This window comes from Wolbachia endosymbiont (group B) of Longitarsus flavicornis (genome assembly GCF_964028135.1).
GTDB lineage: Bacteria > Pseudomonadota > Alphaproteobacteria > Rickettsiales > Anaplasmataceae > Wolbachia.
Genome location: NZ_OZ034758.1, coordinates 539,016 through 562,018 on the forward strand (window position 1 = coordinate 539,016; position 23,003 = coordinate 562,018).

General features: G+C 35.4%; 16 protein-coding genes. 14 read left to right on the forward strand and 2 right to left on the reverse strand.

Annotated elements, in window-relative coordinates:
• Nucleotides 1-27: 27 nt before the first annotated feature.
• Nucleotides 28-732 (reverse strand): DNA polymerase III subunit epsilon, encoded by a 705-nt coding sequence (gene dnaQ, locus ABWU45_RS02595; RefSeq protein ID WP_264374568.1) that lies wholly within the window; start codon nt 730-732, stop codon nt 28-30.
• Nucleotides 732-1,391 carry a Tim44/TimA family putative adaptor protein gene (locus tag ABWU45_RS02600; protein WP_353278897.1) on the reverse strand — a complete coding sequence of 220 codons (660 nt, stop codon included), beginning with the start codon at nt 1,389-1,391 and terminating at the stop codon, nt 732-734. The genes dnaQ and ABWU45_RS02600 overlap by 1 nt, the downstream gene beginning before the upstream one ends.
• A gap of 164 nt (nt 1,392-1,555) precedes the next feature.
• On the opposite strand from ABWU45_RS02600, the gene secB reads away from it, so the two are divergent.
• From secB to uvrC, 14 genes are all read left to right on the forward strand, one after another.
• Nucleotides 1,556-2,059 carry a protein-export chaperone SecB gene (gene secB / locus ABWU45_RS02605; protein WP_264682611.1) on the forward strand — a complete coding sequence of 168 codons (504 nt, stop codon included), beginning with the start codon at nt 1,556-1,558 and terminating at the stop codon, nt 2,057-2,059.
• Nucleotides 2,060-2,065: 6 nt separating this feature from the next.
• The gene (acnA, locus tag ABWU45_RS02610) at nt 2,066-4,669 is read left to right on the forward strand and encodes an aconitate hydratase AcnA (protein WP_353278899.1); all 2,604 of its coding nucleotides are present in this window, start codon (nt 2,066-2,068) and stop codon (nt 4,667-4,669) included.
• Nucleotides 4,670-4,796: 127 nt separating this feature from the next.
• A complete protein-coding gene (gene putA, locus ABWU45_RS02615) occupies nt 4,797-7,937 on the forward strand; it encodes a bifunctional proline dehydrogenase/L-glutamate gamma-semialdehyde dehydrogenase PutA (protein ID WP_353278901.1) in 3,141 nt (1,046 codons plus the stop codon).
• Nucleotides 7,938-8,103: 166 nt separating this feature from the next.
• Nucleotides 8,104-8,745, forward strand: coding sequence for a protocatechuate 3,4-dioxygenase (locus ABWU45_RS02620; protein WP_064085711.1), 642 nt, complete (start codon nt 8,104-8,106; stop codon nt 8,743-8,745).
• Nucleotides 8,746-8,880: 135 nt separating this feature from the next.
• Nucleotides 8,881-10,338 carry a leucyl aminopeptidase gene (locus ABWU45_RS02625; RefSeq protein WP_264682614.1) on the forward strand — a complete coding sequence of 486 codons (1,458 nt, stop codon included), beginning with the start codon at nt 8,881-8,883 and terminating at the stop codon, nt 10,336-10,338.
• Between the two features lie 257 nt (nt 10,339-10,595).
• Entirely contained in the window at nt 10,596-10,808 is a 213-nt protein-coding gene (locus tag ABWU45_RS02630) for a hypothetical protein (protein ID WP_006279675.1), read from the forward strand.
• Between the two features lie 5 nt (nt 10,809-10,813).
• Nucleotides 10,814-12,862 (forward strand): NADH-quinone oxidoreductase subunit NuoG, encoded by a 2,049-nt coding sequence (gene nuoG, locus ABWU45_RS02635; protein WP_353278903.1) that lies wholly within the window; start codon nt 10,814-10,816, stop codon nt 12,860-12,862.
• A gap of 416 nt (nt 12,863-13,278) precedes the next feature.
• On the forward strand, nt 13,279-14,304 hold the full coding sequence (nuoH, locus tag ABWU45_RS02640; protein WP_353278905.1) for an NADH-quinone oxidoreductase subunit NuoH: 1,026 nt from the start codon (nt 13,279-13,281) through the stop codon (nt 14,302-14,304).
• On the forward strand, nt 14,297-15,295 hold the full coding sequence (hemB, locus tag ABWU45_RS02645; RefSeq protein WP_353278907.1) for a porphobilinogen synthase: 999 nt from the start codon (nt 14,297-14,299) through the stop codon (nt 15,293-15,295). The genes nuoH and hemB overlap by 8 nt, the downstream gene beginning before the upstream one ends.
• A gap of 663 nt (nt 15,296-15,958) precedes the next feature.
• On the forward strand, nt 15,959-16,711 hold the full coding sequence (locus tag ABWU45_RS02650; protein WP_353278909.1) for a phosphatidylglycerophosphatase: 753 nt from the start codon (nt 15,959-15,961) through the stop codon (nt 16,709-16,711).
• Nucleotides 16,712-16,772: 61 nt separating this feature from the next.
• The gene (gene tnpC, locus ABWU45_RS02655) at nt 16,773-18,125 is read left to right on the forward strand and encodes an IS66 family transposase (protein WP_353279066.1); all 1,353 of its coding nucleotides are present in this window, start codon (nt 16,773-16,775) and stop codon (nt 18,123-18,125) included.
• 124 nt (nt 18,126-18,249) lie between these two features.
• Nucleotides 18,250-19,089 (forward strand): glycine--tRNA ligase subunit alpha, encoded by an 840-nt coding sequence (locus ABWU45_RS02660; RefSeq protein WP_353278911.1) that lies wholly within the window; start codon nt 18,250-18,252, stop codon nt 19,087-19,089.
• 3 nt (nt 19,090-19,092) lie between these two features.
• Nucleotides 19,093-21,201 (forward strand): glycine--tRNA ligase subunit beta, encoded by a 2,109-nt coding sequence (gene glyS / locus ABWU45_RS02665; RefSeq protein ID WP_064085630.1) that lies wholly within the window; start codon nt 19,093-19,095, stop codon nt 21,199-21,201.
• Nucleotides 21,185-23,002 carry an excinuclease ABC subunit UvrC gene (gene uvrC, locus ABWU45_RS02670; RefSeq protein WP_353278913.1) on the forward strand — a complete coding sequence of 606 codons (1,818 nt, stop codon included), beginning with the start codon at nt 21,185-21,187 and terminating at the stop codon, nt 23,000-23,002. The genes glyS and uvrC overlap by 17 nt, the downstream gene beginning before the upstream one ends.
• Nucleotide 23,003: the final 1 nt, after the last annotated feature.

Here is a 23,003-nt window from a genome sequence, read left to right on the forward strand (position 1 = left end):
TCCTAATAAAATTAAATCATATATTAACTAGTTGACTGATTCAACATATTCCTTCCAAAGTGGATTGTTAATTTTGTCTAACAGTTTCTTATGCTCATCAAATTCTTCACTACTTGGTGAGTGTTCTCTGCGAGCTAAATTTCGCACTTTGTGCTGGATAAACGTGGAGTTATTGTCCTGATCACATTCATTATTAAACAGAAAGGTTTGCAATCCTCCTGTAAGCTCAACATAGACCTTTGCAAGCAATTGAGCATCAACTAATGCTCCGTGTAACTCTCTACCTTCCAGCGATATATCAAAACGTTTACATAATGCATTTAAAGAAGCAGGTGACCCTATGAATTTTTTTCTTGCAAGTGGCAATGTATCTAGCACTCTATCTGAGGAAATTAACCTAGCATTTAACTTGCCTAATTCCATATTAAGGAACTTAACATCGAACTCAGCATTATGAATTACCAAAATGTCATTAGATATGAAGTCAAGAAATTCAAGTGTAACATCTGAAAATAGTGGTTTATCTTCCAAAAACTCCTCACTAATACCATGAATCTTAAATGAGTGGTAAGGTATATCTCTTTCTGGATTAAGATATCGATGAAATGTTTTACCTGTTGGAATACGATTAATTAATTCCACACATCCTATCTCAATAATTCGATGACCAGACTCAGTGTCAAGACCTGTAGTTTCAGTATCAAGTACTATTTCTCGTAGCCTACTTTCCATCAGTTGTCATTTGTTGTTAAATTTTTATCATTACTTGCCTTCTTATAGTTAATAGAAACAAGTAACCAAGTTGGGTCTGATGAATTAATATTTTTTTTGAATTGCCATACATCCTCAACTTTGTTAATGGTAGACATACTACCTGATATGATGTCTCCTTCATTATTCTTAACAAAGTTAATTTGCTCTGAAAGGAAATATACTGCAACAAATATTACGTTTTTTACTAGTTTTATTTCTAAGATCTTTTGTGAAACGATAGAAACAATTATAGACTCGTGTACCTCTTTACGATGTTTAATTTTGTCCACAAAGCTGTTATACAAATCTTTGTCCAGAAGGGATTTTAATTGAGGTAAATTTCCTTGGTTAAAATATTTAATTATTAATTCAAAAGCTATGTTTGAACCTTCGATAAAATTGGAAATAGAGAACTCTCTGTTTTTTTGTAATATTTGTTCATAAGTAGCTTCTATTGAATTTTTGTCATTGCTATAAATATAATCTTCGATATTTTCTACTACATCCTCTTTACTTTGACTTACATCCAATACACCTGTTAGCTTTTTTAGGTTGAGACTGGCTGATTTTCCTAAAGAATTATATAAGCGTGAAAAAATAAACGCCGCTAGTAAAGCATATATTACAAGCTCTATCATGGTAACTTAACCCCTTGGTATATAAAGTATCTAAATATTATTAATTTTTGATAAAAATATGTTTTGCATATTAGCCTATAGTTAGGTTTGCTATTCGTTTATAAATGAATATATTATATAAGAAAGTATTAAATATCTCAACTTAATTAAAGGAGAAGTAAGAAATGTTACAACACAAAATGAAAATTCATGGTCAGTATGTCAAAGATTTTTCGTTTGAGAATCCAAATTCGCCATTCCTTCCTTCTAGTAAAGCTCCTGATATTAATGTAATGGTTAATATTAATTCAGCAAAATTAGAAGGAACAGAAAATAAAAAAGGAATAAGTGAAGAAAAGCCTTTTCATGAAATTACTTTGCATATAGAAGCCAAAGCAACGGTAAAAGATGAAGATGTAAAAGATGATATAGCTTTCATTTGCGAGGTAAAGTATTGCGGTATTTTTTCAATAGAAAACTTTACAGAGCTAAGTGAAGAAGAGGTGAGACAAGCTTTATTTATTGGTGGACCTACTTTTCTTTTCCCTTTTGCAAGAGAAATAATTGCAAGAACTACAAGTAGTGGTGGGTTTCCTCCACTTATGCTAGATCCTATAGATTTTGAAACTATGTATCAGCAGCAAAGTCAACAACAAAAAAGTAGCGCTAGTAATTCCAATTTTAACTAATACAGGATGAACAATTCTTTAAATGCAAAGATGACTTTAAATATTGATGGAAGGTTATATAACTACTTTAACCTAAGTAACGCTGGTAAATTCTTAGGAGTAAATTTAACCAAATTGCCTTGTTCACTCAAGGTATTGCTTGAAAATTTATTGCGCAACGAAGATGGAGTAAGCGTTAAATTAGATGACATAAAGATATTAGCAAATTGCGTCAAGAAACACATTAATCACGAAATTAGCTACAAGCCAGCAAGGGTTTTGATGCAGGATTTCACAGGAGTTCCTGCTGTCGTTGACTTAGCTTCAATGCGTAATTATGTGAAGAAAAACGGAGGTAATCCAAGCAAAATAAATCCATCTGTAACTGTTGATCTTGTGATCGATCACTCTGTTCAAGTAGATAGTTATGGAAGCACTTCCGCATTCAGTAAAAATGTTGAGCTAGAAGTAAAAAGAAATTTGGAGAGATATCAATTTTTAAAGTGGGGAGAGTCATCCTTCACAAATTTTAGAGTAGTACCACCAGGTACTGGAATTTGCCATCAAGTAAACCTTGAGTATTTAGCGCAAGTTGTGTGTAATAATGATGGGGTCATATATCCTGACACTTTAGTTGGTACTGACAGTCACACTACAATGATTAACGGGTTATCAGTCCTTGGTTGGGGTGTTGGAGGCATAGAAGCTGAGTCTGTGATGCTTGGTCAACCAATTAGTATGGTGATTCCAGAAGTAGTTGGATTTAAATTAATTGGCAGACTACCGGAAGGAGTAACTGCGACTGATTTAGTGCTGACGGTTACCAGTATCCTAAGAACAAAAGGCGTTGTTGGCAGATTTGTGGAATTTTATGGTGATGGCTTAGATTGTTTATCTTTGGCAGATAGAGCAACCATAGCTAATATGGCTCCAGAGTATGGTGCAACTTGTGGATTCTTTCCAATTGATCAGAAGACACTAGATTATTTAAACTTAACCGGAAGGCCAAAAGAGTTGGTTAAATTGGTTGAAGTCTATGCAAAAGAACAAGGGCTGTGGCGTAGTAATGACGAATTGGCGTTCTTTGACATACTGGAGCTTGATTTATCGAGCGTAGAGCCAGTAATGGCCGGTCCAAAAAGACCGCAAGATAAGGTTTTTCTTTCGCAAGTGGCAGAATCTTTTTCTAAATCATTTCCAGTTAATGAGTCAGAGGAAAGCGATAAACTCCAAGATGGAAGTGTAGTTATTGCAGCAATAACAAGCTGCACTAATACTTCAAACCCAAGTGTAATGATTGCTGCTGGACTTGTAGCGCGTAATGCAGTCAACCTTGGATTAAAATCAAAGCCTTGGGTTAAAACTTCTCTTGCTCCAGGGTCACAAGTTGTAACAGAATATTTAGAAAAGTCAGGGTTACAGGAAGATCTAAATGCTTTGGGTTTTAATTTGGTTGGGTATGGCTGTACAACTTGTATTGGAAACTCCGGTCCGCTTAATGAAGATATAGAAAGTGATATTAAGGATAAAAACTTGACTGTTGCAGCAGTTTTATCCGGTAATCGTAACTTTGAAGGAAGAATCCATCCTTTAGTCAAAGCTAATTACTTGGCATCTCCGCCACTTATTGTTGCATATGCACTTGCAGGTACTGTACAAATTGACCTGACAAAAGATCCTATATGCAAAGATAAGAATGGAAGTGATGTTTATCTCAAAGATATATGGCCAACAAATAGTGAAGTTGAGAGCTGTGTTAAAAGTGTTGTGACGCGTGAAATGTTCATACAAAAGTATAAGGATGTTTTTTCTGGTGATGAGCATTGGCAAAAGATAAAGTGTGAGAAAAGTGAAATCTATGATTGGGACGCGAAAAGCACTTATATACAAAACCCTCCCTATTTTGATAATTTATCGACTAAGAACAATAAAAGCAACATAGTTGATATAAAGAATGCGCAAATACTAGCGATGTTTGGCGATAGCGTCACTACCGACCACATTTCCCCTGCTGGAAATATTGCCTCAAATAGTCCTGCAGGCATATATTTAAAAGGTCTTGGAGTTGAACCGCAAGATTTCAATTCATATGGATCTCGCCGCGGTAACCACAACGTAATGATGCGTGGAACCTTTGCTAATATCAGAATAAGAAATAAAATGGTGAGCGCTGAGGGTGGCTATACAAAACATATTCCTTCTCAAGAAACTATGTCAATTTTTGATGCAGCAATGCAATATAAAAGAGAAGCTGTTCCATTAGTTGTCATTGCAGGAAAAGAATATGGTACGGGTTCAAGTAGGGATTGGGCAGCAAAGGGTACTGCATTGCTGGGAATTAAAGCTGTGATTGCAGAAAGTTTTGAACGCATACATAGGTCCAATTTGGTCGGTATGGGTGTTCTTCCACTTGCATTTCAGGATGGAGTAACGAGAAAGATATTTGATGGTAGTGAGATAGTGAGCATAAAAGGTGAAGTAGTACCAAATGGAAATCTAGAATGTATCATTAAAAGAAAGGATGATTCAGAGCAATCCATTCAACTCAAGTGCTGTGTACAAACTGCAACTGAGGTTAAGTACTTGATTAGTGGTGGAGTGTTGAGCTATATACTTGCGCAGTCCTTTTGAGCTATCACAGTCATCAACTAGGTTTTTTGAATCGATTCTGGCTCTTTATTTAAATAGTAATTTATTCGATGTAAAGTTATGATATAATCTTATCTTATATATGGTAAAGGGTGTTTTGTAGATAATTATGATCAGTTCTATACAAGAACCTAACGCATTACGAAAACGATTGCAGGCATTTTATCGTGCTGATGAAAAAAGTCACGTACGCTATCTTGTAGAAAAATCAGAACTTTCGGCTGATTCAAAAAACATAATTTACAATATTGCAAAACAAATTGTCGAAAAGATTAGAGGTAGTAAATTAGGCATTATAGATTCTTTTATACAACAGTACTCACTTTCTAACGAAGAAGGAGTAGCGCTAATGTGTCTTGCTGAATCATTACTTAGAATACCAGACGATTACACAATAGATGAATTGATCAAAGATAAAATTGCCAACCAAGAATGGAATAAACACCTGGGGCGTTCCTCTTCATTGTTTGTTAATGCTTCTACATGGAGTTTAATTATAGGAAGCAGTATATTGAGAAACAATGAAGAGGATTCAAAATTCTATCACATAATTTCCAGGTTATTGAAAAATTTAGGAGAGCCAATAATCCGCAAAGCGGTGAAACAAGCAATATCCATTCTTGGCAAGCATTTTATTGTTGGAGAAACTATAGAAAAAGCATTGGAAAGTGTGAAATCAGATGACTACAGTAAGTATTTATGCTCTTTTGATATGCTTGGTGAATCTGCTTGCACAGTTGAGGATGCGGAAGAGTATTTTAATTTATACATGCATGCAATAAAAGCCATAGGTGAATCTGCTGACATAAATGATTGCTTTAAATCTCAAGGTGTTTCAATCAAATTGTCTTCACTGCACTCACGTTATGAATTTAGCCAATTTGGTAATATAGCTGAAGAGCTGAGAGCTAAGTTGCTGGAACTGTGTCATGAAGCGAAGAAATATAACATTTCACTTTGTATAGATGCAGAAGAATCAGAAAGACTTGAGATGTCATTAGTTTTATTTGAGCAATTGCGTCTTGATGATTCACTTTCTAAGTGGGAGGGGCTTGGCTTGGCTGTGCAAGCGTATCAAAAACGTGCTTTATCTGTTCTTGATTTTGTTGAAGATGTTGCCATTCGATCAAAGCATAAAATTATGGTGAGGCTTGTAAAAGGAGCATATTGGGACTCAGAAATCAAGCGCACACAAGAATTAGGGTTAATTGGTTATCCGGTGTTTACTAGAAAAAGCCACACAGATGTATGCTATCTTGCCTGTGCGCAGAAACTTTTAAGCAAAGAGAATCACTTTTATCCATGTTTTGGAACTCATAATGCTTATACTTTTGCTACTATAATAGAGCTTGCCGATAAAAATCATCCTGGGTTTGAGTTTCAGCGCTTACATGGAATGGGTAAAAGTTTGTATGATTATGCAATTTCAGAACTTGCAACAAGCATCAATTGTCGTATATATGCACCGGTTGGTAAACATAGTGATTTATTACCATATCTTATTAGGCGCCTTCTTGAAAATGGAGCTAATAGCTCGTTTGTCAATCAAGTAAATGATTCTGACGTTAAAATTGAAGAATTAGTCTCAGATCCATTAGAAAAAGCTAAAAGCTTAGAATATGAGCCTCATCCAAGCATCCCGTTGCCAAGAGATATTTTTGGAGAGGAAAGAAAAAACTCCTTGGGGATGGATATTAGCGATTCAATTGCAGTTTCACAATTTGCAAATGATATAAGGGAATTTAGTGAAAAGAAATGGCAAGTTGGCCCAATAATTGATGGAGAGTCGTTTCTTGACAGTGCGGAATTTACCGAAGTAGTGAATCCTGCACATTTGGAAAATGTAATTGGAGAAGTGTCAAGTGCAACAAGTGCTCAGGCTTTAAATGCTCTTGAAATAGCACATAGTGCTTTTACTAAGTGGCAGAATGTTTCAGCAGAAGAGCGCGCTAAATGCCTTGAAAAAGCTGCAGATTTGCTTGAGGAAAGGATGAAAGAGTTAATTTATATTCTGATTGTAGAAGCAGGAAAAATTTTATCCGATGCAATAGCAGAAGTAAGAGAGGCAATCGACTTTTTGCGCTATTATGCAATGATAGCAAAAAATGAACTGAATGACTGGAAAAAATTGCCAGGTCCAACAGGTGAAGATAACTTCATCTTTTTTGAAGGCAGAGGAGTTTTCTTATGCATATCACCGTGGAATTTTCCACTCGCTATCTTCATTGGACAGGTTTCAGCTGCACTTGCAGCAGGTAATGCAGTGCTGGCAAAACCGGCAGAGCAAACGCCGATTATTGCCTGTGAAGCCGTTAAGATACTACACGAAGCTGGAATACCAAAAAATGTGCTACACCTTATTCCAGGGGATGGTTGGTATTTAGGTAAAACATTAGTGCCAGATAATAGAATTTCCGGTGTAGCTTTTACTGGTTCAACACAAACTGCTCAAATAATTAATCGAATGCTTGCTAGTAGAGATGGTCCTATTGTGCCACTTATCGCTGAGACTGGTGGATTAAATGCTATGATTGTTGATAGTTCTGCTCTTTTAGAGCAGGTAACTAAGGATGTTTTAATTTCTGCATTTCGCAGTGGCGGTCAACGTTGTTCTGCTCTCAGAGTGCTATTTATTCAAGAAGATATAGCAGAAAAACAAATAAAAATGATATGCAATGCAGCTCAAGAACTAAAGATAGGTGACCCAATACAACTGAGCACAGATATTGGTCCAATAATTGACAAAGCATCTATTGATATGCTCACTAAACATACGGAAAAGATATCAAGGGATGAAGATTCAAACCTTTTGTCCAAGGTACCCATGGATACAAATTCTTATAATGGTTATTTCTTTCCTCCGTACATTTATGAGATACAAAAAATTTCGCAATTAAAGCAAGAAGTGTTTGGGCCTATTTTACATATCATACGTTTTAATAAGTCGCAGTTAAATGAAGTTATAAGTGATATAAACAATACAGGATATGGACTTACGTTTTCTTTGCAAAGCCGTGTACAAAGTCAGATCGATTTAATAAGCAAGAAAATATCAGTTGGAAATGTATACATCAATCGCAATCAAATAGGTGCAGCAGTTGGAATACAACCATTTGGCGGTAGAGGACTGTCAGGTACCGGACCAAAAGCTGGTGGTCCTAATTATCTGCAACGTTTTTCTATAGAAAAGGTTGTAAGTGTCAACACTACAGCATGTGGCGGTAACATTACACTTGCGTGTTTGGATTGATTTGCAATTTCTAAATTGGAAGTCCGTGCAGTTGTGTATGCAGTACTAAAACCTAAAACTCATACACTGAAAGGATAGTTGTGATTCTAAGGAGGCTTCAAAGAAAGTCTTGTCTTTAATAAAAGAAAAAGGTTGCTATAATTCTGATAAAAGCACTATAAACAAAATGAATGTAAAAAATATCTTATTAGCGTTTTTAGTACAGTTTATATTCGATTTGTCATTATTTGCAGCTGATCCTATTTTGCTTAATTGTATTGAAACTCCAGGGATTTATGATCTTGAAACAAGGCCAAAAAGCTTTAACTCTTCAAATAATTTAAGAAGAAAACCTGGCTCTCCAAATAATGCAGCAGGAGAATTAATAAATGTAGTGGGTAGAGTTACTGATGTAAATTGCTTACCGATACAAAATGCTGTGGTTTCTATATGGCACGCAGACTCACTTGGCATGAGCTATTATGATGAAAATGTGGAGCTTGATCCAAATTTTGCTGGATCAGGAAGATTTGTAGTAAATAACCTTGGCTATTATAATTTTATTACAATAGTACCAGGTAAAATTGGTGATAGGGCTCCACACATCAACTTTTTGGTCCAACATCCAGATTTTCCAGAATTCACAACACAAATGTTTTTTGCTGATCATAATTGCGATAACTGTGATGATCTTCTTCTTGGTAATCTTATTGAGAGTGGACTTGCAAGCCTTCTGATAGCACCATTTACTTATAACAATCAGGCCATGAAGACCTACACATTTAATATAACCCTAGGTGGGCATAACAAATTTTCTGATAAAAGATAAAGCCCTTGCATATCAGGGGAGTTCATAGTAGTCTTAAGCGCTATTGTACTTAAAATGTATATGAAAAATATCTTACTAATGTTTTTACTATATTTTATGTGCAGCTTACAATTATTTGCAACGGAGATGTCAACGATGAAGATAACAATTTCTAAAGCTTTACCCGATTTTGAGACGCTAGTGGTAGGTTTGTTTGAGGGTGATAAGTTTATAACTAATGTTCTACAAGATAAGCAAGCTATAGATAACATCAAGAAATTTAGTGGTTTTAATGGAGGTTTTGGTGAATTTTTCTCCATTACTTCATCAGAGGGAAAAAATATTATAGTTGCTGGTCTTGGAATGAGAGATGAATGGGATGAAAGCAAAGGATTAAATATTGGTGGTAAAATATATTGTGAGCTAAGCAGATTAAGAATCAAGCGAGCGGCAATCTCAATCGAAGGCAATGCAGCAAATGTTGCATACGGTGCATTTTTGCGCAGTTTTAAATTTGATAAGTATAAAACCAAAAAGGATGAAAAAGTTACAGAAGTAGAGGAGATCACAGTGCTAACGAAAGATGAGCAATTCAGTAGTGCTGAAAAATCATTTGAGCGTTTAAGACAAGAAGGTGAAGGCATATTTCTTGCACGTACTCTTACCATTGAACCACCTAATGTTTTATATCCAGAATCCTATGCTGATTATATAAAAACCGAGCTTACTAAGCTTGGCCTTGAAATCGAAGTGCTTGGTAAGAAACAGATGGAAGAGAAAAAAATGGGAGCATTGCTTGGGGTAGCACAGGGAAGTAGTAAAGAGCCAAAATTAGTAGTGATCAAATGGAATGGAGCTTCCAAGGAACAAAAGCCTGTAGCTTTTGTGGGTAAAGGCATAACGTTTGATACTGGTGGAGTGTCACTCAAGCCTTCGCGTGGCATGGAGTCAATGAAATATGACATGGCGGGTTCTGCTACTGTGGTTGGGGTGATGCGTACTCTAGCTGGACGAAAAGCAAAGGTAAATGCAGTTGGTGTAGTTGCACTTGCAGAAAATGCAGTGGACGGTAATGCTCAAAGACCAAGTGATGTAGTAACTTCGATGTCTGGACAGACGATAGAAGTGTTGAACACTGATGCAGAAGGAAGGCTCATACTTGCAGATGCTTTGTGGTATACGCAAGACAGATTCTCACCTAAATTTATGGTTGATCTTGCAACTTTAACTGGTGCTATAGTGGTTGCGCTTGGAAATAATGAATATGCTGGTCTTTTTTCAAATAACGATGAATTAGCAAATCATCTGATTGATGCAGGAAATGAAGTAAATGAAAAATTATGGCGCTTTCCTATGAATGAAACTTATAACAAAATTATTGATTCGCCGATTGCTGATGTGCAAAATATAGCTCCTGCAGGTTCTGGTGGAGATAGTATAATGGCTGCACAGTTTCTACAGCGTTTTGTAAACGACACTTGTTGGGCACATTTAGACATTGCAGGCACTGCTTGGCACGAAAAAGGCACTGATATTTCTCCAAGAGGGGCAGTAGGTTTCGGTGTAAGGTTGCTAAATAAGTTGGTTGAGAAGTACTATGAGATTAATAATTAAGGATCTTTGTATTGAGTTTATAGCTTAATTTACGGCTACATGAATGTCTATTTATAAGACGTAGAAAATGATATCATCAAAGTAACTTACATTTTCTTTTTTGGGGATTCTAAAGTTACACACTTGAGCAGCATCAAGAGAAAGTATTTTGTTCAAATGATGATTGTAATGATGGACTATTAAAACTTTAAAGCTATTTAGCATTGACGGTGTATACTTAAGTGTTAAAATAAAATAAGAAGTTTTTAGGAGTTTATATGGCAGCAGGTGGGAAAGCAAAGACAGCTAGTAAAAATAACCCTACTCAGCGTAAGAAAGCCGAGCAAAAAATGTATAAAGATAAACCGGTAAAACCTGTTAGATATATAGATCGTGATTCGCGCATGAATTATATGTCTGCTCAATATGACAACGGCAATCTGGTTGAAGATGAGGTGAGCGGCAATCCTATAAAGTGGGAAGCTGTATAATAGTTGTGGTTAAAGTTACTATTAATTCTAAGGAATGTGAAGTAGAGCATGGGCTCACTATAATTCAAGCTTGTGAAGTTGTGGGCGTTGAAATTCCACGTTTTTGTTATCATGAGCGTTTAGCAATTGCTGGTAACTGTAGAATGTGTTTGGTTGAAGTGGAGGGTGGACCTCCAAAACCAGTAGCTTCTTGTGCAATGCCAGTTGCAGAAGGGATGGTTATTCACACTGATACCCCTAAGGTTAAAAAAGCACGTGAAGGTGTGCTTGAGTTTTTGCTAATTAACCACCCGCTTGATTGCCCAATTTGCGATCAAGGTGGTGAATGCGATTTGCAAGATATCACGATGGCTTATGGGAAAGGAACCAGCAGACTTGATGAGCATAAAAGAGCTGTGCCAAAAAAACATTTTGGTCCACTGATTGGAACTGCAATGAATAGATGCATTCATTGTACTCGATGTGTTAGATTTTTGTCTGATGTTGCAGGTACAAATGAACTTGGAGGAATCGGAAGGGGAGAAAATGTAGAGATTAGCACTTACATAAAAAGGCATATTAGTTCTGAATTATCTGGAAATATCATAGATCTCTGCCCGGTAGGGGCTTTAACTTCAAAGCCTTACTCCTTTACAGCGCGTCCATGGGAGCTATCACATTGTGAGACTATAGATGTGCTAGATGCTGTGGGAAGTAATATTAGAGTTGATTGTCGTGGTCCTGAAGTTATGCGAATATTGCCAAGACTCAATGAAGAAGTGAACGAAGAATGGATATCAGATAAAACCCGTTTTGCCTATGATGGACTAAAAGTTCAGCGTCTTGATCAACCTTATGTAAAAAAAGATGGTAAATTAGCCCCAGTTGATTGGAATGAAGCACTAACTGTTGCTGCAAAGAAATTAAAGAGTACGAAATCAAACAAAATAGCTGCAATTGCAGGTGATTTAGCAGATTGTGAGTCTATGCTTCTACTCAAAGAAGTGATGCAGAAGCTTGGTTCGGGGAATATAGACTGCAGGCAAGATGGTGCAAATCTTATATCAAGTAATCGTGGATCTTATGTGTTCAATACCACTATTCAGGGTATAGAAAGTGCAGATTTATGCTTGCTAATCAATACGAATCCAAGGATAGAAGCACCAATCATTAATGCAAGATTGAGAAAGAGATATTTACAAGGCAATTTTCCTATTGCAAGCATTGGCCCTAACGTTGAGTATTTATACCATGTTGAGAGGTTAGGCAATAACCCAAATATCTTAGACGAAATAGCAAAAGGAAATCATAAATTTTGCAAGCTGCTGAGTGTTGCCTCAAATCCGATGCTCATCATCGGTCAAGATGCATTAGTAAGAGATGATTCTGAATCAATTTTAGCGCTAACTGGCAAAATTGCAGAAAAATTTAACATGATCAGAGATAACTGGAATGGCTTTAACGTACTGCATAAGGCTGCAGCAAGGGTTGGTGGACTCGATATTGGATTTGTTCCTAGCAAAGGTGGAAAAGACATTAATCAGATGCTAAAACAGGCAGAAAGTGGCGAGGTGGAAGTTGTTTATCTTCTTGGTGCAGATGAAATTGATACATCAAAATTAGAAAATATATTTGTAATTTATCAAGGCCACCATGGTGATAGGGGAGCGCATATAGCAGATGTCATTCTACCTGGAGCTGCATACACAGAAAAATATGCAACTTATGTAAATACTGAAGGGCGAGTACAGAGAACAAATTTAGCTGTTTTTCCTCCTGGTGAAGCAAAGGAAGATTGGTTGATTATTAAAAATTTATCCCAATATTTGAGCCTTTCCTTGTTATATGATAGTTTATTTGATGTGAGAAAAAAATTAGATACTATCGGTCCACAGTTTAGAAGTGTTGATCAAGTGGTAAAAAATACATGGGTACCAATCAGCAATGGTAAAATAAATTTAAGTAATACGCCTTTTACTTTAAAGGAGTGTAATTTTTATATGACAGACTCAATAGGTCGCGCTTCAAAAATAATGGCAGATTGTACTAAGGATTTTTATGAACACTCTACTTAATATTTTATTTATTCTAACACCATTATTACTAATAACTCTGGTATATTTTCAACGAAAATTAAACTCTATATTTTTGTGTAAAGAACAAAATACATTAGAAAAACAGTTCGTTTATAAGCTAGTTGATTTTATCAATGATATTATTGCACTATTTACGGAAGGATATGTATGGATGGCAATAACATTTATTATAGTTACCGAGGGAAGAGGGAATTATTTGCCTCTTACAATGATCTTAATTATGATGTCACTAGTGTCATTCATATGCATATCATTTTACTATTCTATTAAGCTAAATGCTGTACAGAAAAGTGTTGTCCTATTGATTTCAATAGGGACATTGTCTTTTGTGTCTAGAGCATTTGCTGTATTTTTTATTGCCACAATTATGAACTATTTTTTTGATTTAGGGTTGCATGTACTTGATATTTGATATTCTTTTTCTTCTTATTCCACTTTTGCTTTCAGTAGCATATTTAGTGTACTTTGAGCGTAAAGTTATTGGTGCAATTCAACTAAGGCATGGTCCAAGTGTAGTAGGGCCATTTGGTCTACTACAGCCATTTGCAGATGCTATCAAATTGATAATTAAAGAGCCGATAATACCATTTAGAGCAAACACCATACTGTTTATTATGGCTCCAATGCTCACCTTTATTTTAGCATTAATTTCCTGGGCAGTTATACCATTTGGAGCTGAAATAATTACAGAAAATGGACAGCAGGTAATAATCCCTAAGGTAATAGCAAATATTAATGTTGGAGTGCTTTATGTGCTAGCTATATCCTCTTTGGGAATATATGGCATTATTATTGCAGGCTGGTCTAGTAATTCTAATTATGCATTTCTTGGCGCTATAAGGTCAGCTGCTCAAATGATTTCATATGAAGTTTCAATAGGTCTAATAGTTGCTACAGTTGTTATTACAACTGGCACATTAAATCTTGGAGAGATGGTGGTAGCGAAACATAATATGCCATTTTGGATTGATTTATTACTAATGCCTATAGGAATAATATTTTTTATTTCTTTGCTTGCCGAAACTAATCGTCACCCATTTGACTTACCAGAAGCTGAAGCAGAGCTCGTCTCTGGGTATAACGTCGAGTATTCATCAATGCCTTTTGCTCTCTTTTTCTTGGGAGAATATGCAAATATGATTTTAGCAAGCGCTATGATGACAATATTCTTTCTAGGAGGGTGGTATCCTCCATTAGAGCTTAGTTTGCTGTATAAAATTCCTAGTTTAATCTGGTTTATTTTGAAGATAGTTGTACTTTTGTTTATATTTGTTTGGATTAGAGCTACAATACCTCGTTATCGTTATGATCAATTAATGCGTCTTGGTTGGAAAGTATTTTTGCCAATATCGGTACTTTGGGTAATACTCATTTCAGGAGTGTTGCTTTTTACTGGGAATTTGCCTGGATCCAATGTTTAATTTCCCAAATACAAGGTTAAGGCGTAGGCGCTCAGGCAAGTGGATTCGCAATTTAACAAGTGAAAGCACTTTATCAGTAAATGATTTGATTTTTCCCTTATTTGTTCATGACGGAGAAGAAACAATTGAGCCAATTTCTGGCTTACCTGATATCAAATGTTATTCAATAGATGGATTAATTTCTATAATTCAGAAAGCTAAGGACTCGGGGATTAATGCTGTTGCAATTTTTCCTGTAGTTGATAGTAAACTAAAATCTGAAAACGCCGAGGAAGCGTACAATCCTGAAAATTTAATCTGTAAAGCAATTTGTGCTGTAAAATCAAATGTACCGGATATTGGCATTATTGCAGACATTGCACTAGACCCATACACTACTCACGGTCATGATGGCATTTTAAAAAGCAGTAGGATAGATGTAGAAAATGACGAGACTGTGTCAGCATTATGTAAGCAAGCACTTGTTTTAGCAAAAGCAGGATGCGATATAGTTGCTCCTTCTGATATGATGGATGGCAGGATAGGAAAAATAAGAAAAACATTGGATGATAATAACTTTCAGAATGTGTCAATATTGTCCTATGCAGTAAAGTACTGTTCTAGCTTCTATGCGCCGTTCAGGCAAGTTGTCGGTTCGTGCGCATCATCAAATTTCATCGACAAAAGTGGTTATCAAATGGATTATAGAAATGCACGTGAAGCAATCTGCGAAATCGAAATGGATATAGATGAAGGTGCAGATTTTATTATGATAAAGCCGGGTATGCCATACTTAGATGTAATAAAAACAGCAAGTGAAAAGTTTAATTTTCCGATTTTTGCTTACCAAGTAAGCGGTGAATACGCAATGATAAAAGCTGCAGCAAATAATGGCTGGCTGGATTATAACAGAGTGATTTATGAGTCCTTAATTGGTTTTAAACGTGCAGGTGCAAGTGCAATATTTACCTATGCTGCACTTGATGTTGCAAAAAATTTAGTATCTACTTAGCAGTGTGGAACATCTAAGTAGGTAGCTGGCCGAAGTGACTTGACAAACCTTCCCACTTTCCTTATCATATCAATAAGAGTATTTATCCTTGTTTTTAATCTCTGCAGATTTAACAACAAAAATTCAGTAAAAAATTCAGGTATATATTGGCAGATTACATAAAATTATAGCGGCTGCATGTCTTTTTTATTTTTTCTACGTTCAGCCAAATCGCGCTTGTTAGCACATTATTACAACGACAATTTAAATTATAAAACTCACTACTGGGGGATTCTTTTGCCTTTTTTTTCGCCTGGTAAATTTTTTAATATTTTGAATTAGCTATACATACTGACATCATATCACAGTGCGTGACACTGTGATCCAGAAAAACTAACCGCAAATTGAATCATAATAAAGACTAGATTCCAGCGTCATGAGCTGGAATGACATCAACTTTTGAATTCCAGTTATGCAAGAGATCTAATGACGCAAAGGGGCTACTTGAATGACAGGAAAAGGAGCACTGGGATAGAGGCACTAATATGAAGAAAGAAGGGATAACGGTTATTGGTAAATTTAGATCGTTTTTAACTATTTGCCTTTTTTCTATGCAAGAAGTGTATTGATAAGTCCATTACAATTCAGTATTGTGAAAAATATAAGTCAAGTGTTAGTTAGGACATGGGGATTTTTTTTCAATTTTTGGGTAAGGTGCTAGGCAAGGTTTTTCCTGCCAAAATAGTAAGCTCTTTTTTAGGAGTAGGATATTTACCGGGTTGGCAGCATTATTGGTCTTCTTTTCTAATATTATTTATTACTGACATTATATTAATGCTTACATACGGAGGTGATTTTATACTATATAAAATGCCGAATTCAGGCATAGTTGTAGCTGCTATTTTTACCAAGCTAGCAATAGTTATGTTAGTGCTGCAATTAGTTGGCATATCTATTTTTCATACTCAAGATCCTTCAGCCAGCAGTGATGAGAATATAGTAATACAAATAGCATCAGGACAGGTGCTGACTGTTGCGCTTTCGATGCCGGCAATAATGTCAATTTATTATATTGTAAGTAAATTCTATCTAAGTATATGTAAAGCAATACTTCAATGTTCATTTTGGTTTAATGATCTTATGCATTTGTTCTTTTTCTTTATAATACCTTATTTATTTTTTAATATTGTAGAAGTAATAAAACCATGGCCGATAAGTACGATACAGCTTAGTTATAACAATGCAATATCAATCACATTTGAAGGGATTTTTCATGTGTTTTATGCAGTGATTTTATTGTACTTGACTGCATTTATATTCTGCGATCTGACTATGCATGATGCGATTGTTTTAAATAAAAGCATATTTGAGTATGTAAAAGAAAGTTCAATAGTATCCGTTCAGAGGTATGGTAAGGATAAAAAAGAATTGACATAACATATCAAAGTAATAATAACAGAAAATGTTGATAGTAAGGTAAGGCTAGATGCTTCAATTGTTGATCAGTATTGTAGAGTTATGTAAAAACTTAGAGCAAAAAGTAGCAAAGCTTGAAGAAAAAAATAAAATCTTAGAAATAGAGAATGCTGAACTAAGAGAGAGACTTGGCTTGAACTCAAGGAATTCATCTTTACCAAGTTCAAAAGAGCTGTACAAAATAAAAAAAGACACACCAGAAGATAAGTCAGAGGGTGGCAGGAAGATAGGGGGTCAAGTTGGTCATAAAGGAAATTATCGGATAAAAATGGAAGCAGATGAAGTAATTAGAGTAAGATTACATGATACTTGTGAATGTGGTGGAGAAATTGCAGTATGCAACAAACCCTATATTCACCAGAATGTTGATCTCCCAAAAATTAAGCCTTACGTAGTGGAATACCAACTAGAACATGGGCGCTGTCGTAAATGCGGAAAAAGAAGGAGTAGCAAATTACCAGAAGGAGTTACACCTGATACCTTTGGTCCTAGAGTTAAGTCAGTAGTTGCATCACTAAGTGGGTTTTATAAGAATTCAAAGCGAGAAATAGCGAATATCATGAAAGACATCTTTAACATGAGTATAAGTGTTGGTAGTGTGTCCAATAGCGAAGCAAGGGTCTCGTCAAAATGTAAAGAAGCCTATGAACAAATAGAGGAAGAAATGAAAGCAAGCGAAATTTTGCATATTGATGAAACCAGTCACTATAACAAAGGTAAATTGGAATGGTGCTGGATGTTTGCCAACAATAAAGCAAGTCTTATGAAGTTAGCAGATACAAGAGGAATGAAGTTTTTAAAGAATAGTGCATTTTGTGATTACAAAAATCGGGTAATTACCGACAGATATGGAGTTTACAACCACTTCAGTGATGAAAAACGACAAATTTGTTGGGCTCACTTATTGAGAAATTTCGAGAGGTTATCTCATAGCTGGAATAGTGAAGTAATGAGACTTGGCCATTGTTTAAAAGATGCAGCTAATGGATTATTTACATTAAAAAACGCTTTGTCAGAAAATGAAATTAGTATTTCAAAGTTCACTAAGCAAGCTAAAGAGTTACGAAGATTTATGCAGTACTGCATGATAAAAATATCTTATATACTTGAAGCAAAAGGAGCTTCACGAACGGTAAAGGGTATTATAAAATCCGAGCCAATGATGTGGACATTTTTGGATGATCCAGAGAATATTCCATTAACGAATAATCATGTTGAGCGACAAATACGGCATTATGTTGTCTATCGTAAGAATTCATATTTTGCACAGTCAGAGCGAGGGAATAGATTCCTTGAGCGGATAATTTCGTTGTATCTCACTTGGAGGCAAAAAAAGTTAAATCCATTTCAAAACCTTCTATCTATTGTCTCTTAAGCCACACCTCTGAACGGATACGTTCAATAGCCTTGAGTGACTATTTTCATGGCACTATTAAAAAAATAAGTATAGAATAGTACTTATTTGCTTATGTATTCAGTTTAAAAGATATACAGTTTGCGTGAATCTACAGGATATAATAAAGGGATTACAAGATTTTTGGGCAGATGAAGGGTGTACTATACTTCATCCATATACGTCTGAAGTTGGAGCTGGAACACTACATCCCGCAACAATCATGTCAGCGATTGACGAAAAATCAACAAAAATTGCGTATCTACAACCAGTAATCAGACCTGCAGACGGACGCTATGGCGACAACCCTAATCGTTTATATCAGCATCATCAATACCAAGTTATAATAAAACCATCTGGCAGCAATTTGCAAGATGTTTACTTAAATAGCTTAAAAGCTCTTGGTGTATCGACAAAAGAATATGATATTAAGTTTATTGAAGATGATTGGGAAAACCCAAGTGTTGGTGCATCCGGTCTTGGTTGGGAGGTTACATGCAACGGAATGGAAGTAACACAACTTACTTATATACAGCAAGTGGGAGGTATTGACTGCAGAATAATTCCTGGTGAAGTAGCATATGGGTTAGAGCGTTTAGCAATGTGCATACAGGGTGTAGATAATGTTTACGACATAATGTGGAACGGTAGCGGTGCAACTTATGGAGATATTTTTAAACAAAGAGAGCGAGAGTTTTCTTACCTGGCACTTGATTATTATGATACTAAAGTAGTACAACAGCAGTTTGAGGATACAGAAAAACTGTGTAAATTCCTTGTTGAAAAAGAATTGCCGATAGCAGCTTATGACCAATGTATTAAAACGAGCCATCTACTTAATCTACTTGATGCAAGAGGTGTGCTTGGTGTGAATGAACGTACAGCCTATATTGGTAGAGTGAGAGAGTTAACAAAAAAATGCTGTGAATTATATAGAGCAAAGTAGAATATGTTGTCACAATTATTGTTTGAATGTCTTTCAGAAGAAATTCCATCAAGAATGCAGAATTCATCTGCAGCTCAGGTTAAGAGCTATATCACTAATGCTTTTAGTAAAAATAATGTGAAATTTGCATCTATAGAAGTTTATGTGACTGCACGTCGCATTGCTCTTTTTATTGATGGCATAAGTGCTTTGGAGCTAAAAGATTCTAACAATGAGATTAAAGGACCAAGAGTTAATGCACCGAAAAGTGCTATCGAAGGTTTTTTGAGAAAAAATCGGAAAGGTGAAGAAGATTTACTCATTCGCAAAGTAAACGATGAAGATTTTTACTTCATTAAGAGAGAAAGCTGCTTATTTAACATCAACGGGTTTCTCAAAAATCAACTGGAGGAAATGCTAAAAAACTTTTCTTGGCCAAAGAGTATGAGATGGAGTGAAAGAAAAGAGAGATGGGTTAGGCCAATTAAAAATATTCTATGTATTTTAAATGACGAAATAATACCTATATCTTTTGCAGGGGTTACAGCATGCAACGTTACGTATGGTCATAGGTTTCTTTCAGGTGATGCAGTACTTACTGTTAAAACACCCAAAGACTATTTTGAATTGTTAGAAAAAAATAATGTCATTCTCCAGTTGGACAAAAGAAAGCAATTTATACTAGATCAGATTAATAAGTTTACAAAAGAGGAGAACTTACAACTTGAAAAAAATGATTATTTACTTAATGAATTGGCAGGGCTTATAGAGTGGCCAATAGTATTATTTGGTAAAGTAAAATCATCAGAATTACCGAAGGAAGTAATACTTAGTATAATTAATACGCAGCAAAAGTATCTTGCTTTAAGTGATGGACAGAAAATATCACATTTTGTTACTGTTGTAAATGTTAACAACAATGAAGTTGTCAAAGGCCATGAAAGAATATTAGAAGCACGTCTTGCTGATGCCCAGTTTTTGATATCTCAAGACAAGAAGGAAAACCTAGATTACTATGTCAAAAAATTGAGCTCTATTTCATTTCATGCTTCGCTCGGTAGCGTAGAAGAAAAAGTGAAGCGTATTATCGCTCTTTCAAAGTATATAGCGATATTTATTCCACATGCTTCATTAATTAAAGTTGAACGTGCTGCATATTTAGCAAAGGCAGATCTTGCAACGTTGATAGTGAAAGAATTTCCGGGATTGCAAGGAGTAATGAGTGGATACTACGCTTCTTATTTTCAAGAGGATAAAGAAGTAGTGGAAGCTATAACTGAGCACTATAAGCCAATTGGATCGGACCAAGAATGCCCTAAATCTCCTACTGCGATTGCTGTAGCTATTGCAGACAAAATGGATAGTTTGGTTGGCTTAATTGCAGCAGGTGAGAAAATCTCTGGTTCGTATGATCAGTTTGGTTTGCGGAGAATGACAATTGGTATAATTAGAACAATACTTGAAAATAATTTGCATATTCCAATTAGATTGCTGATAGATAAGTCAGTATCTTTATGTTCAAGGCTTCTATTGAATAAAAATATAACTCCAGTTGATAAGCCAAGTGAAAAACAAATTTCAGAACTAGTATTTAAATTCTGCTTAGAAAGGTTCAAGATTATTTTAAAAAATAGAAATATAAGGCAAGATGTTGTAGATTCAATACTATATAAAGTCGATATTAATGATCTGCTGAAAGCGGAAAAGCAAACTGTGATATTGGATCGTTATCTTAGTACAAAAGAAGGTGAACAGGTTCTAAGCACTTATAAAAGAGCCAGTAACATGATGAGCAAAGTGAGAAAAAGTGATGGCACTACTTATAATGCATCTTACAGTAAGAAGTTTTTGATTGAAGATGAGGAGATTGCGCTATCAAATTGTGCTATAGCTGCTTGTAAAAACATCAAACAAGCGATAGAAAATAACGACTTTAATACAGCGCTTGATGAACTTGCTCGTTTTGCTCCGTTTATCAATCAATTTATGGACAGTGTAAAGATTAACTGTGATTCTAATGAGCTTAGAATAAACAGGTTATCTTTGCTTGCAAATGTTGTTTCTACCTTTCATTTAGTAGCAGAGTTTAACCTTATACAGGTTAAACAATTGATAAATGCTCAGGCAATATAAGGAACAAATCAAATCATCTCCACAATCCTGTGGCGTTTATAAGATGATTGGAGATAAGAGTAAGGTTTTATACATTGGTAAAGCAAAAAACTTGAAGTCGAGATTATCCGACTACCTTCAATTCGAAAACCTTTCTGAACGAATCAGAGTAATGATCTCACAGGTTATTAAGGTTGAAATATTCATCACTGAGAATGAAATCGAAGCATTGCTTCTTGAAGCACAGTTAATAAAATCGTTAAAACCATCTTATAATATTTTGCTTAGGGATGGAAAATCTTATCCTTATATAACAATTTCTAAGCATGATTATCCAAGAATAGCGAAATATAGAGGTAAGTTTAAGAAGAATGAGTTTCATTACTACGGCCCTTTTCCATCTGCTGCTGCTGTTAAGAACACTATATTATCATTGCAAAAAGCTTTTCTCTTAAGAGTATGTTCAGATCAATATTTCTCTTCAACAAAAAGACCATGTCTTGAGTATCAAGTTAAGCGCTGTTCAGCACCATGCGTAGATAAAATTACAAAAGATGATTACTGCAAATCAGTAAAACAAGCACAAGATACTCTGCTAGGAAGGAATAAAGAAGTGCAAAGACAGCTATTTTCTACAATGGAAAAGTGCAGTAGGGAAATGAACTACGAGCTTGCTGCTGTCTATAGAGATCGATTGAAATTTCTTCAGCAAATTCAAATGCAGCCAATGGATTTTTCTTTTGAAGAAGATGCAGATTTCTTCAGCATTGTACGTGAGGCAGACTTAGCATGCATTGGTGTACTATCTTTCAGAGATAAAGGTAACTATGGAAGCATTCCTTACTTCATTGAGAATTGTAGTGATCATCCAAATAATGAAATTTTATCCACCTTTTTGGTCAATTTGTATAATCCAGTTAGCACACCACCAGCACAAATTTACGTTCCCGATTTTATTAAGGATAAGGAAATTATAGAACAAGCACTTTATGCTCTTACTCAAAAATCAATAAAAGTTTTGTATGCGAAAAATAGTAAAGAGCGTGATTTGTTGAATTTTATTTACAATAATTCTAAGCATAGCCTAGAGCAGAAGCTTACTGATTATAGAAATAACCTAGAAAAGCTCGAAGAGCTTAGGAAGATTTTCTTGTTACCAAATATTCCAAAGCGTATCGAGGTTTATGATAATAGCCATATATCTGGAAATCAACAAGTTGGTGTGATGATTGTTGCAGGGCAGGAAGGTTTTTTAAAAAGTGAATACAAAAAATTTACTATAAAAGAAGAAATTTCAGGTGATGACTATAAAATGATGAGAGAAGTGCTGACTAGACGTTTCTCTGGCAATATAAAAGATATAATCCCTGATTTTTTACTGATTGATGGCGGTCCAGGACATGTTTCCATAGTGCAGAATGTATTGGAAATATTGAATATAAAAGTTCCTTTTGCTTGTATGGCGAAAGGTCATGATCGTAATGCAGGAAATGAAAGATTTTATGTGCCGGACAGAGAAGAATTTACTCTAGCAAGTGACAGCAAGGTCATGCTTTATTTACAATTGCTGCGTAATGAAGCTCACCGTTTTGCGATAACTTCGCATAGAAAAAAACGCGATAAACAGTTTTTTGCTTCACAATTAAGTAAAATATCCGGTGTTGGCAGTAAAAGAAAGAAGGCACTCATGTCTCATTTTGGTTCGGTAGAAAATATAAGCAAAGCTTCTCTAGCTGAAATTCAAAACGTACCTGGAATTAGTAAAGGTTTAGCAGAAATCATTCTTCAAAACGTGAATTCTAAGAAAGGTACTCCTAAATAGG